This is a genomic window from Megasphaera stantonii (genome assembly GCF_003367905.1).
GTDB classification, from domain to species: Bacteria; Bacillota; Negativicutes; order Veillonellales; family Megasphaeraceae; genus Megasphaera; species Megasphaera stantonii.
The window spans coordinates 1,186,960-1,200,366 of sequence record NZ_CP029462.1; the positions used below are offsets into that span (position 1 = coordinate 1,186,960).

11 protein-coding genes and 1 rRNA gene are annotated in these 13,407 nt (G+C 55.6%); all 12 read right to left on the bottom strand.

Translation table 11 applies throughout. From position 1 onward, the window contains the following. Positions 1-25 precede the first annotated feature (25 nt). The 12 genes from argC to rrf all read right to left on the bottom strand — a co-directional run bounded on the left by argC (position 26) and on the right by rrf (position 13,305). Complete coding sequence (argC, locus tag DKB62_RS05560; RefSeq protein WP_107196202.1) at positions 26-973, bottom strand: N-acetyl-gamma-glutamyl-phosphate reductase; 948 nt, start codon at positions 971-973, stop codon at positions 26-28. Positions 974-1,268: 295 nt separating this feature from the next. Further along, positions 1,269-4,475: a carbamoyl-phosphate synthase large subunit gene (carB, locus tag DKB62_RS05565; protein WP_107196201.1), complete on the bottom strand. Its 3,207-nt coding sequence runs from the start codon at positions 4,473-4,475 to the stop codon at positions 1,269-1,271. A gap of 1 nt (position 4,476) precedes the next feature. Next, positions 4,477-5,535 (bottom strand): glutamine-hydrolyzing carbamoyl-phosphate synthase small subunit, encoded by a 1,059-nt coding sequence (carA, locus tag DKB62_RS05570; RefSeq protein WP_107196200.1) that lies wholly within the window; start codon positions 5,533-5,535, stop codon positions 4,477-4,479. After that, complete coding sequence (locus DKB62_RS05575; protein ID WP_107196199.1) at positions 5,532-6,821, bottom strand: dihydroorotase; 1,290 nt, start codon at positions 6,819-6,821, stop codon at positions 5,532-5,534. The genes carA and DKB62_RS05575 overlap by 4 nt, the downstream gene beginning before the upstream one ends. Then, positions 6,805-7,749 (bottom strand): aspartate carbamoyltransferase catalytic subunit, encoded by a 945-nt coding sequence (locus DKB62_RS05580; protein ID WP_107196198.1) that lies wholly within the window; start codon positions 7,747-7,749, stop codon positions 6,805-6,807. The genes DKB62_RS05575 and DKB62_RS05580 overlap by 17 nt, the downstream gene beginning before the upstream one ends. A gap of 258 nt (positions 7,750-8,007) precedes the next feature. Next, entirely contained in the window at positions 8,008-8,532 is a 525-nt protein-coding gene (locus DKB62_RS05585; RefSeq protein ID WP_107196197.1) for a stalk domain-containing protein, read from the bottom strand. Between the two features lie 26 nt (positions 8,533-8,558). Next, complete coding sequence (locus DKB62_RS05590) at positions 8,559-9,458, bottom strand: DMT family transporter (RefSeq protein WP_087477640.1); 900 nt, start codon at positions 9,456-9,458, stop codon at positions 8,559-8,561. 123 nt (positions 9,459-9,581) lie between these two features. Further along, positions 9,582-10,475, bottom strand: a complete 894-nt coding sequence (locus tag DKB62_RS05595; protein WP_240320144.1) for a hypothetical protein — start codon at positions 10,473-10,475, stop codon at positions 9,582-9,584. A gap of 63 nt (positions 10,476-10,538) precedes the next feature. After that, the gene (pyrE, locus tag DKB62_RS05600) at positions 10,539-11,126 is read right to left on the bottom strand and encodes an orotate phosphoribosyltransferase (protein ID WP_087477642.1); all 588 of its coding nucleotides are present in this window, start codon (positions 11,124-11,126) and stop codon (positions 10,539-10,541) included. 4 nt (positions 11,127-11,130) lie between these two features. Next, positions 11,131-11,844 carry an orotidine-5'-phosphate decarboxylase gene (gene pyrF, locus DKB62_RS05605; RefSeq protein ID WP_087477643.1) on the bottom strand — a complete coding sequence of 238 codons (714 nt, stop codon included), beginning with the start codon at positions 11,842-11,844 and terminating at the stop codon, positions 11,131-11,133. A gap of 89 nt (positions 11,845-11,933) precedes the next feature. Then, positions 11,934-12,770, bottom strand: a complete 837-nt coding sequence (locus tag DKB62_RS05610; RefSeq protein ID WP_157949717.1) for a penicillin-binding transpeptidase domain-containing protein — start codon at positions 12,768-12,770, stop codon at positions 11,934-11,936. A 418-nt stretch (positions 12,771-13,188) separates the two neighbouring features. Beyond that, a 5S ribosomal RNA gene (gene rrf, locus DKB62_RS05615) occupies positions 13,189-13,305 on the bottom strand. Positions 13,306-13,407: the final 102 nt, after the last annotated feature.

Below are 13,407 nucleotides of genomic sequence, written 5' to 3' on the forward strand. Positions count from 1 at the left end.
ACTCCACCTTTCTATTGCTGCGTCTTTACTTCGTTATCTGTAATCCTGTCGTCGGGTCGAGGCCCAACATGATGTTCATATTCTGAATCGCCGCGCCGGAAGCGCCTTTTCCCAAGTTATCGAACAAGGCCGTCACGACGACGCGCTGGTCATTGCCCGTCACGAGAATTTCCATATCGTCATATCCGCTCATGGCGTTGGCCGCGACGAAGCCGCTCTTGTCTTCGCCGAAGGGAAGGACGCGGACGATGGGGCTTCCTTCGTAATGAGCCGCCAAGGCCTGCCAGACGTCCTGCGCCGACGGTGTTCCCTTCAGCAAATGAGTAAACAAGGGAACCATGACTTCCATGCCGCTGTAGTAATCGTCGACGATGGGAGAGAAAATCGGCTCCTGAGCCAAGCCGCAGACGGCGACGATTTCCTTCAAGTGCTTGTGCTGCTGCGTCAGGCCGTATTGGCGGGGCGAGAACAATTCCTCGCCTTTGTCCTCTCCCTCATACTGGGCGATCATCTTCTTGCCTCCGCCGCTGTATCCCGTCAGGGACACGGCGCTTACGGGATAGTCGTCCGGCAGGATGCCGGCCTGTACCAACGGCTGGACGACGGCGATGACGCCGCTGGCGTGGCAGCCCGGGTTGGCGACGCGGTCGCTTTCGGCGATGGCCTGATACTGAGCCGGTGACAATTCAGGGAAGCCGTAGGTCCAGCCGTCGGCCGTCCGATGGGCCGTCGACGTGTCGATGAGGCGGACCTGGCAGTCGGCCGCAATGGCGACGGCTTCTTTCGCCGCCCCGTCGGGAAGGCACAAGAACGCCAGATCAGCTTTCTTCATGCATTCCGCAATCGCTTCGGGCTCCTTCCGCAGCTCGTCGGCAATGGGAACCAGCTCGATATCCTGGCGGCTCTTCAGCCGTTCGTGAATTCTGAGCCCTGTCGTACCTTCATGACCATGTATAAATACCTTCGTCTTCACCTTTCATGCACCTCTATACCTTACTGCCCCGCGGCCTTACCTTCCTTCTTACCGCGGCGGCGTTTTGTTGAATTTTTATTCATTATAATTGCATTTTAATAGTTTGTCAAGATTTATGCAGGATTTTTTACATAAAAATAACCTGTTGGCCTCCATTCTCACAGAAAATACACGCGATTTGTTATATTTTTTCGTATTTTCTCAAGAATTTCTGTAAAAAGGCAACAAAAGACCGCAGGAACCTGTTTCCAAGTTTCTGCGGTCTGTATATGTAATCTGTCTTAACGCATATTTTTTAACGATCCATGTCGTAATCCTGCAAGGCAGCGACGTGATGATAGCCGTCGTTTTTGCCTTTATTGGCGAAAACGCGCAGGACCTCGCGGGCCGTATCGAGAGACGTCAGGCAGGGAACGGCCAGCTCGACGGCCATGCGGCGCAGGTTGAAGCCGTCCCGTTCGGGATGCTTGCCGAAGGTCAGCGTATTGACGACCAAGTCGATCTTGCCGTTGCGGATGAGCGTCGCAATGTTCTGCCCGCTTTCATGAATCTTGCGGACGACGTCGACGGGCATGCCGTGGTCGTTGAAGTACTGGCCCGTGCCTTCCGTAGCGATGATGTGGTAGCCCAGTTCCTTGAAGCCGTGAGCCAGCTGCAGGGCTTCTTCCTTATCGCGGTCGGCGACGGTGACGAGAATCGTGCCGCCGGCGGGGATACGCATCTTCGCGCCGTTGACGGCTTTGTACAGGGCTTCGGAATAGGTCTTGCCGATACCCATGACTTCGCCTGTCGATTTCATTTCCGGCCCGAGGGCGATTTCCGCCAGGCCGATCTTGCTGAAGGAGAATACAGGCGCTTTGGCGGCGACGTGGCCCTTAGCCGGCAGGAGGCCGCTGCCGTAGCCCATGTCTTTCAGCGTTTCGCCCAAGGCGATGCGCGTCGCGACTTCGACGATAGGGAAGTGAGTTACCTTGCTCAGGAAGGGAACGGTACGGCTCGAACGGGGATTTACCTCGATGATGTACAGCTTGCCCTTCGATACGACGAACTGGATATTGACAGCGCCTTTAACCTGCAGTTCCAGGGAAATGCGCGTCGTGTAGTCGACGATCTGGTCGATCATTTCCTGGTCAAGGTGCTGCGGCGGATAGACGGCGATGGAGTCGCCCGAATGGACACCGGCCCGTTCGACCTGTTCCATGATGCCGGGGATGAAGACATCCGTGCCGTCGGCAACGGCGTCGACTTCGACTTCGCGGCCCGTCATGTATTCGTCGATGAGGATCGGATGGTCCGGCGAGGCGATAACGGCTTCGCGCAGGTACCGTTCCAGTTCTTTTTCATTATATACGATTTCCATGGCCCGGCCGCCGAGAACGTAAGACGGACGGACGATGAGGGGGAATTCCAATTCCTGAGACACCTTCATAGCTTCGCTGTCGCTGGTGGCGATGCGGCCATCGGGGCGAGGAATGTTCAGCTTCGCCAATACTTCGTCGAACCGTTCGCGGTCTTCGGCCCGGTCCATGCCTTCGACAGACGTGCCGAGGACCTTGACGCCCCGTTTTGCCAGGGGAGCCGCCAGGTTGATCGCCGTCTGGCCGCCGAACTGGCAGATGACGCCGACGGGCTTTTCCTTGTCGATGACGGCCATGACGTCTTCTACGGTCAGCGGTTCAAAGTACAGGCTGTCGGACGTATCGAAGTCCGTACTTACCGTTTCCGGGTTGTTGTTGACGATGATGCTGTTCATGCCGGCCTTGCGCAGCGCCCAGGCAGAGTGGACGGAGCAGTAGTCAAATTCGATGCCCTGGCCGATGCGGATCGGGCCGGATCCGAGAACGACGACGCTCTTGTCGCCCAAGGGCTTGACTTCGTCTTCGGCGGCGTAGCAGGAATAGTAGTACGGCGTAGCCGCTTCAAATTCGGCGGCACAGGTGTCGACCATCTTGAAGGTCGGCGTAATGCCCTTTTCCTGACGGAAGGCCCGTACTTCGTCTTCCGTCTTGCCGGCAAAGCCGGCGACGACGGCGTCGGGCATGCTGTACCGTTTAGCCAGCCGGACGTTGTCTTCCGTAAGGCCCTGCTTCTTCAGGGCTTCTTCCAGGTCGACGATGTTCTTCAGCTTGCTGAGGAACCACATGTCGTAGCCCGTAATATAGTGAATCTTTTCTTCGCTGAGGCCGAGGCGCAGGGCCTGGGTGACGACGAAGAGCCGTTCGTCGTCCTGCTTCTGCAGGAGCTCAGCGATTTCGATGAGGGATTTGCTTTCCAGCTTTTTCAGCGTCAGGTAGTTCACGCCGATTTCCAGGGAACGGACGGCCTTGAGGAGGGCCCCTTCAAAGCAGCGGTCTAAAGCCATGACTTCGCCGGTAGCCTTCATCTGCGTGCCCAGGGTCTTGTCAGCCAAGGCAAACTTTTCAAAGGGCCAGCGGGGGAACTTGACGACGCAGTAGTCGAGGGTCGGCTCGAAGCAGGCCGTCGTCTTGCCCGTGACGGCGTTGGTAATCTGGTCCAGCGTCAGGCCTGTGGCGACTTTCGCCGCAACCTTGGCGATGGGATAACCCGTCGCCTTGGAGGCCAGGGCCGACGAACGGCTGACGCGGGGGTTTACTTCGATGACGTAGTACTGGTTGCTGTTCGGGTCGAGGGCGTACTGTACGTTGCAGCCCCCTTCGATTTTCAGGCGGCGGATGATGGCCAGGGACGCCGTGCGCAGCATCTGGTACTGCAAATCGTTCAGGGTCTGGCTCGGCGCGACGACGATGGAGTCGCCCGTATGAACGCCGACGGGGTCGATGTTTTCCATGTTGCAGACGATGATGCAGTTGTCCGCTTTATCTCGCATGACTTCGTATTCGATTTCTTTCCAGCCGGCAACGGACCGTTCGACGAGGATCTGGTTGATCGGGCTGAGCTTGATGCCGCGGGTCGCGATCATGAACAGCTCGTCTTCGTCGTGGGCGATGCCGCCGCCCGTGCCGCCGAGGGTGAAGGCCGGACGGACGATGATCGGGTAGCCGATTTTATCGGCAAAATCGATGGCCGACTGGACGTCTTCAAAGATGTCGCTTTCCGGCACGGGCTGATTGATGTCCTTCATAGCTTCCTTAAAGAGCTCGCGGTCTTCCGCTTCCTTAATGGCCGAAAGGTGGGTGCCCAGCAATTTTACGTTGTATTTTTCCAGTACGCCGGCGTTCGCCAGTTCGACGGCCATGTTCAGGCCGACCTGGCCGCCCAGGGTTGCCAACAATCCGTCGGGACGTTCTTTTTCAATGACTTCCGTCACGTAATCGAGGGAAATCGGTTCGATATATACGCGGTCGGCAATATCTTCGTCCGTCATAATCGTCGCCGGGTTGCTGTTGATGAGGACGACTTCCAGGCCTTCTTCCTTCAAAGCCCGGCAAGCCTGCGTGCCGGCATAGTCAAATTCTGCGGCCTGGCCGATAATGATAGGGCCGGATCCGATAACGAGAACTTTCTTCAATCCTTCTATCATGTTAATTTTCCTCCATCATCTTGATAAATTGTTCAAATAAATACAAGTTATCAGTCGGTCCCGGCGAAGCTTCCGGATGGTACTGCACACACATGATATGTTGTTCCGGCACTTCGAAGCCTTCCAGCGTATTGTCGTGCAGGTTGCGGTGCGTAATGACGACGTTGTCCGGCAGGGACGCTTCGTCGATGACGTAGCCGTGGTTCTGCGACGTAATGTATACGCGGTTCGTGCGGATATCCTTGACCGGATGGTTGGCGCCGCGATGGCCGAAGGTCAGCTTGCGGCTCTTGCCGCCCAGCGCCAGGCCCAGCATCTGCAGGCCGAGGCAAATGCCGAAGATAGGCTTCTTGCCGATGAGTTTCTTGACTTCTTCTACGACGTAGGGAACGTCCTTCGGGTCGCCGGGGCCGTTGCTGAGGAAAATGCCGTCGGGATTGATGGCCAGTACGTCTTCGGCCTTCGTTTCCGCCGGGAAAATCGTCAGGCGGCAGCCGTTGCGGACCAAATCGCGGAGGATGTTGGTCTTCGCGCCGTAGTCCATGACGGCGACGTGGAATTTGCCGCTGCCCATGTGCTTGATGTCCCGCGTCGTGACGCGGCGGACGAGCTGCGTTTCCAAAGACGTATCAAACAGTTCCTTGACAGCACTTTCGCTCATCGTTTCGGGAACGATGACTCCCTTCATGACGCCGTGGCTGCGGATCGCCCGCGTAACGGCGCGGGTGTCGACGCCGTACAGGCAGGGAATATGATGGGTCCGGATGAACGTCGCCAGCTCGCCTTCGTTCTGCCAGTTGCTCGGCGCATCGCAGAGCTCGCCGACGACGAAGCCCGCCGCATAGGGACGGTCGGCCTGTTCGATTTCGTGGAACAAGCCGTAGTTGCCGATCAGCGGGTAGGTCATCGTAATGATCTGGCCGGCATAGGACGGGTCCGTAAAGGTTTCCTGATAGCCCGTCATGCCCGTATTAAATACGACTTCGCCGACAGCCGGTTCGCTCATCAGCATCTGGCCGTAAAATTTCTGTCCATTCTCTAATATGAGAATTCCTTTCATCGTAAGACCTCCCCATCTTTCATTACAAAGGCGCCGTCGACGACTGTCGCTACGGCCTTTCCTTTAAATATCATTTCATCAAAGGGCGATGCTTTGCCTTTGGAGTAGAACGCCGATGCGTCTACAGTCCATTCCTTGTCGAGGTCGAGAATCGTCAGGTCTGCGTCTTTTCCCGGAGCGATGACGCCGGCGTCGAGGCGCAGGATCTTGGCCTGAGCCGTAGACATGGCGTTGACGATCGTCATGAGGTCGACTTCGCCCGTATGATACAAGTAGGTCAGCACGGCGCCGACGCTCGTTTCGAGACCTACAAAGCCGCTGGGAGCCAGGTTGAATTCCTGGTCCTTTTCTTCCCATTCGTGAGGCGCGTGGTCCGTGACGATGGCGTCGATGGTGCCGTCCTTCAGGCCTTCTACGACGGCGGCGCGGTGGTCGTCCGAGCGCAGGGGCGGGTTGACTTTAAAACGCGTTTCAAAGGAGCGAATTGCTTCGTCCGTCAGGATCATATGCTGGGGCGTCGCTTCCGCCGTGACGCGGAGGCCTTTTTTCTTAGCCTGCCGTACCATGTCGACGGCGTTCTTCGTGCTGATGTGAGCGATGTGAACGGGCGTGCCCGTCGCTTCGGCCAGCAGGATATCGCGGGCGACGGCAATGTCTTCGGCGACGGCCGGACGGCCCTTAATGCCCAGCTGATTGGACACGACGCCTTCGTGCATATTGCCGCCGGCGACGAGTTCCGTTTCTTCGCAGTGGTCGATGATTACCTTGTCGAACATGCTGGCGTATTCCATCGCCTTGCGCATGAAGTCGGAGTTTTCGACGAAGCGGCCGTCGTCAGAAAAGGCGACGACGCCGGCCTTGACCATGCCGCCCATGCCGGACAGCTCCTGGCCTTCCAGGTTCTTGGAAATCGCGCCGATGACTTCGACCTTGACGACGCCTTCTTTTTCCGCTTTATATTTCAGGCCTTCTACGATAATGGCCTTGTCGATGACCGGGCTGGTGTTGGGCATCGTAGCGACACGGGTAATGCCGCCGGCCGCCGCGGCCCTCGTGCCCGTAGCGATGGTTTCCTTCGCCGACTGGCCGGGCTGGCGGAGATGGACGTGCATGTCGATAAAGCCCGGCGCTACGACCAAGCCCGACGCGTCGTATACTTCGGCTCCTTCTGCCGGAAGATTCGTTCCTACGGCTTTGATTTTGCCGTCTTCAATGAGGATATCGCATATTTCATCTTGCTGTACAGCCGGGTTGACTACCCTGCCGCCTTTAACGAGTAATGTCAACGTCATCGCCTCCTATGATTGTCAAATACAGAACTGCCATCCGGACGGACACGCCGTTTTTAACCTGTTCCTGAATGGCCGAATGGTCGCTGTAGCACGTGTCCGTGTCGATTTCTATGCCGCGGTTCATCGGGCCGGGATGCATGACAAGGACGTCGTCCTTAGCCAGGGCCAGTCGCTTCTGGTTGATGCCGAAAAGGGAATTGTATTCGCCGGCGCTGGGGAAGAACCCGATGCCCTGCCGTTCCTTCTGAATGCGGAGAACATTGATGACGTCGGCATCCTGAATAGCTTCCTCCAGGTTGTAGTGAACGGTGACGCCCATGGATTCCAGCTCCGGCTGGAGCAGCGTGCGGGGGCCGACGAGGTGCACGTCAGCGCCCATGGTCTGCAAGCCGTAAATATTGGAGCGGGCTACGCGGCCGTGGTCAATATCACCGACGATGACGACTTTCAGTCCTTCTATACGGCCCTTCGCTTCCTGAATAGTAAACAAGTCGAGAAGGCCCTGCGTCGGGTGTTCGTGCGCGCCGTCGCCGGCGTTGATGATGATCGGGTCGACGCATCGGCGGGCAAACCAGGGAGAGCCTTCCTGCTTCTGCCGCATGACGATGGCGTCTACGCCCATAGCCGTAACGGTAAGCAGCGTGTCGCGGAAGCTTTCGCCCTTCTGAATAGAGCTGCCGCGGGGCGTAAAGTTGATGACGTCGGCGCCTAAGTATTTTGCCGCCATTTCAAAAGAACCGCGCGTACGCGTGCTCGGTTCCCAGAACATATTGACGACAGACTTGCCCTTGAGCAGCGACAGCTTCTTATCGCCGCTGTTGACGACGGCCTTCATCTTCTTTGCTACTCGCAGTATCAATTCAATTTCTTCTTTTGGTACTCCTTGCAGCCCTAACAGGCTTTTTCCTTGGATACTAGCCATTGGAATCCTCCTTATAAAAAAAGACCTTTGCCGAAAGGCAAAGGTCATATCCATATCGCATGCATGGCAAACATATGTCCCTTTTTAGCCTCTCTGGACTATATTAAAGGTACAGTCATAAATATGGTGATGAATAACCCGGCCTCTCTGGACCGACAGTCTATTCTCTCTTATTATTGTATCTACCCATTCCTATAAAGTCAAGATTTTTTTATCTACCTATAAGGCCAATTTAGGGTCGGCCTCTTCCGGCCCGCCTCAGGGCGCCCCGTGCAGGTATACTTCCTGCGGCGCGATGACCAGGCTGCCTTCCTCGATAAACACGTCGTTAAAAAAGGCTTCGAACAGCTTGGCCGGCACATACAGCATGCCCTCGACGTTTTCCGGCCCGATACCGTATTGGTAAATGTGATTCAGGTTCACCGTCTTCAGCGAGCCGATGCGCTCGTACATATCGACGCCGGGATAGAGATGCATGTAAACCGTATTCGTCTCGATAAAGGCGCACTGTTTTTCTTCGTCCCAGGCGACGGTATAGCCCAGCTGCTCCGCTACGGGACGAAGGGGCACCATGAGCACGCCGTTTTTCTCATACACCGAAGCCGTCAGGGGCGTCTGGGCGCTGTTCCGGCCGATAAGAATCGTATACTCCGGCAAGATCTGGCCGGACGTCTGCACCGTAAGGGCCGGCTGCATGGGCTCGCTCACCGCCGTATCCGCCGCGCCGGCCGGGGCTGCGCAGAGCAGGCAGAGCGCCAAACCAGCTATATAATGTAGTCTCATAGCACATCCCTCCTTGAGATTTCCTGCTATCCCCCGACATGCTGCCGGGCCATGACTAAGAACACCGTCATGAGAACGCAGACGAACCCGATTAATTCGGGAATATAAAATACAGTCCCCAGCACCAGGGCGGAAACGACGGACGCCGAAACGGGCTCCAGCGTACCGATGAGCGTGGCCTTAATCGGGCCGATGTCTCCGACGCCCCGCAGGAATAAGATAAAGGTCAAGTCCGTGCCGATTAAAATAATGGCAGCAAAAATGATATATCCCGCCGTATCCAATACGGACGGCGTATTCCAGGGCTGGATGAACAGCGAAAACAGCGTTCCGCCGACGAGAAGGCTCAGCGCGTTGACCGGCACGCTGCCCCATTTCCAGACCAGATTCTGCGCCAAAAAGGAATAGCATACCGTCGCCACGGCCGCCGCCAGCCCCCATTGCAGCCCTTCCGGCGACAGGGCCATCCGGGATAAATCGCCGTGCGTCGCAATGAGAACGACGCCGACGAGAGCCAAGACGATGGACAGGCCTTCGCGGAAGTCGGGAAGACGCCGCGTCCGCAGGCAGACGATGACCGCCATCATGACGACGCTCAGGGTCTGCAAAATCCCCGCCGTGCCGGCGTTCGAGTATTGAATGCACTTGAGGAACGACACCTGGCTGAGCAGGAGCCCCATCAGACTGTATCCCAGCATCGAGATGCAATCCTTTTTATTCCTCAAGATATTCAGCATCGTCTTGTATTCCCTGCCGGCCAGCAGGGTCAATACCAGTCCGGCGCAAACCATGCGGATGCTGGTCAGCCAAAAGGGATCGACGCCGTAACGGCTCAGCAAATACTGTCCGGCCGTCCCCGACATGCCCCAGATAATCGCTCCGCCGCCGGAACAAAGATAACCGCGCATCATGCTGCGCTTAGCCATAGTACCGCTCCTTTCTCCTTGCCTGTAATTGTAACACAGAGAGTGCTCCTTATCCAGTCGGCGCAAAAAGAAAACACAGCAACTTCATGAAGAAATTACTGTGTTTCATACATCTATATACGATTAGAAATGAAGCAGCCCGCCGCTTTCGTTCGAAACAGGAACGGCTAAGATGCCCGTCGGCTGGGGCTGGGAAATCAAAAAGATCAGCGCCGCCACGATAGCCAGGGCGATGGTCACCCGCGAGAAGACGCCTCGTTCGCTGTATTCCGGCACGCCGAAGAAGCGGATACCGATGGACGCGCCGATCGTCGCGAACAACGCGCCTACGGAGAAATACCGGTACATCCCATAAGCCAGGATCAAGCCGACGATGGACGCCGCGTTGATGACGATGGGATAGCAGCGCGCCAGCATCGACTGGTTGGCGCGGCGCATGCTCATGAGCCAGTCCGTCGCGTCGATGCCGACCAGGCCGGTAATAAAGGTCGAAGCGTATAAAATGCCGTCCCACTGCGATTCCAGCCTGCGGCGGTCGCCGGCAATCCACATCAGTACCGTCAGCAGCAAAATAGCCGCGCCGGCGACGAGGTAATAATACTGCTCGGGAATAAACTGAATGACGAAGACGCCGACGAGGACGCATACGCTGGCGACGGCGCTCATCTGCACGAGCTTCTGCTTCGTCGGACGAATCTTCTTATTCATGCTGGTATAAATCTTAGCGAAGATTTCCAGCAGGAAGACGACGACAAAGAAGACGATGCCCAAAAACGGGCTGAGCAGCGCCAATCCCAGGGTAATCACCAGCGGGATGATAAACTTGACTCCCGGGAAGATGATGAAGGTCTTCATCGTCATGACGTGCTGCTGCGAATACACCGTAAAGTAGGTAAAGGTATTAAACAACAGCATGGCGACGATGGTCTCGCCGGGCTTCGCCCCCATGTACAGGAAGATCATGAGCAGGTACATGCTCATGTTGATGCCTGTGAAGCGGGCAAATACGGCAGACATCAGGCCATACATCAAAAACGGTAGAATTACTGAAAAGATATCCATTCTGACCTCTCCTGCTTCTTATTTCAAATGGTGGCTGCCCCGTTCCGTCATGGGAAGGCCTTCCTTGCACAACGGGCAGTCGTCGGGCTGATACGTAGGAACGGTCAAGTGAAGCAGGGCCTGTACGTCTTCCTTCGGCACGCCGAATTCGGCCTTGCCGCCGCTGCGGTCTACGAGGAGGCCGACGCCGACGATGACGCCGCCGGCTTGTTTAACGACGTTGACGACTTCCTGTACGGAACCGCCCGTCGTGACGATGTCTTCTACGATGAGGACGCGTTCGCCCGGTTCGATGCGGAAGCCGCGGCGCAGCGTCATGACGCCTTTTTCCCGTTCCGTAAAGATGGCCCGCGTGCCTAAGGCCTTGCCGACTTCATGAGCCAGCAAGATGCCGCCGGTCATCGGCCCCATGACGGTCTGGACATTTTTGTCCTTAAACCGTTCTGCCAATTCCTTGCAGAGCTTTTCCGTATATTCCGGATGCTGGAGGACGTTGAACTTTTCAACGTACAGCGGGCTGTGAAGGCCCGACGTCAATAAGAAATGGCCTTCCAATACGGCTTTCGTGTCTACTAATAACTGTCTTACTTCTGCTTCTGTCATCATGATGCTATACCCCCTGGATTTCTTCTAATATTTTGCGAACGGCTTCCCGCGGTTCATCAGCCTTCGTAATGGGCCGTCCGATGACTAAGTGGGACGCGCCGTCCTGCAGCGCCTGCCGCGGCGTCGTAAACCGCTTCTGGTCGTTGGCGACTGCGAAGGACGGGCGAATGCCCGGCGTAACGATGAGGAAATCGGAACCGTTCATTTCGCGGATGGCCTTCGCTTCATACGGCGACGAAACGGTGCCGTCGATACCGGCTTCCTTAGCCAGCTTAGCCAGGCGGAGAACCGTTTCGGCAATCGTATATTTTCCGCCGATTTCTTCCCAGCACGCTTCGTCGATGCTGGTCAGAACCGTGACGGCCAGCAAGCGGGGCCGTTCGATGCCCAGCTTTTCCGCCTCGTCGCGGACGGCTTCCGCAGCAGCTTCCATCATCGCCCTGCCGCCTGTGCCGTGAAGGGTCATGAGATCGGCTCCCAGCCGGGTCAAGGCGCGAATGCTCTGGCCTACCGTATTCGGAATGTCGTGTACCTTCAAATCGAGGAACACGTGCTTTCCCTGGTCCTTCAAATAGCGAACAGCGTCCGGACCGGCGCTGTAAAATAATTCCATGCCGACTTTATAGAAGGAAACGCTGTCTCCCAACGATTCGACAAGCTTCTTCATGTCGTCTAAAGAATGTACGTCTAAAGCCGTTATAATGCGATTATCTGCCATTCGTAACCCTCCGCGCAAAAAAATAAACTGCATAAGCCCCATACTGCATGGGCATATCTAATTAATTATGTCACGTTTTACCATACCTGTCAATTTACTTTTCCACTTGGGAACGCAGCTTTTGCGGCAGTAGCACCGGAATCCGAAATCCGCCGCACTTCGGCGAAAAGAGCATTCCCGGCCATGTCGTCGATAATCGATAAAGCAATCGTCTTCGCCTTGTCGCTCGTAGCCTTCGGGTTGTCCGGATCATCCAGGCGCAGGGCAAAATACGCTGTCTTTTCTTCCCTTTCATATAGCCCGACAAACCAGGCGTCTGTATTTTTCCCATCGACTCGCCCAAAACCGGTCTTGCCGTACACCTTCAAACTCGTCTCCGCGTCGTCCCTCGTCAGCATCAGCAGCTTCAACGTATTGGCAAGCTCGCCCTTCTCCGGACGTTCCATGATGCGCCGCAGCACTTGAATTTGTTCCTTCGGAGAGATCTTTAAGGACGACTCCAGCCAAAAGCCTTTTAAGTCAGTTAACGGCTCTCCTTCGTTTAAATCTCCCTGCCAGTCGGAAATATCCCTGTTGCCATAGTTCATCTCGTCGATATAAGCCTGCATTACAGGCTGCCCAATGTCGTCTATGACCTGCCGGTAATACCAGACACAGGATTGCCGAAAAGCATCGGGCAACCCAATATCGCGATTCCACGGCTCATACCAGTACCTCGTCCCGTTCCATGTCCGCACGGAATCATTCATCTGAATTACGCCCATATCTAACCCGACGTAGGTAGAGAAAATTTTGAAAGTCGAGCAGGGCGACGAGCGTTTTTCGCTGAGCTCTTTTTGGTATACGGCATAAGTGTCGGACTCGGGATAATAAAAAATAGCCGTGCCGTTTACGCCGTCGAAATATTCCTGTAAATTGATTTCCACCGTCGTTTCTGCTGCAGTATGGCTAACGCCTGCGGAAAAGAGTATTACCGTCAGACAGCATATGAAAACGAAAAATCTTTTAAATGGATTGGTCTGCATTTTTTCATTACCTCTTCTTTGAACTCATCTCTTAAAAGGATAGGAAGACGCACATATACAAAAAAGAACGCATACATATCGTATACGTCTCCTGCTAGCGGTCGCCGCACCTATCAGTCGGACCGGCGCGCATGTATATGTTTCTGTAACATATCCCGTTTACGTTAGCGGTCCGACATAAGTGACTCACACTCGTTTGCGCGTCGCTTTCGCTCCTTCAAACGAGGTTCGCTACTTATCCCAGGGCTTGCCCTGGGTAGATGGGAGGTCGTTGTATACAAAAAGACAGACAGTGTATCAGCACTGTCTGTCTTTTTGTAATCAGCGGCTTCCTATCCTTCCAGGGGGCCTCCCCCCAAGTACTTTCGGCGTTTGCGGGCTTAACTGCTGTGTTCGGCATGGGAACAGGTGGATCCCCACAGCTATCGCCACTGAATTTTCCTAAGGGCCCGTGCCCTTACAACTGCATAAAACGAACTTCCTTAACGAGCCTCCGCTCTTCAAACATTTTCTTTCCCTGCTTACCCTAAAGGGTAAG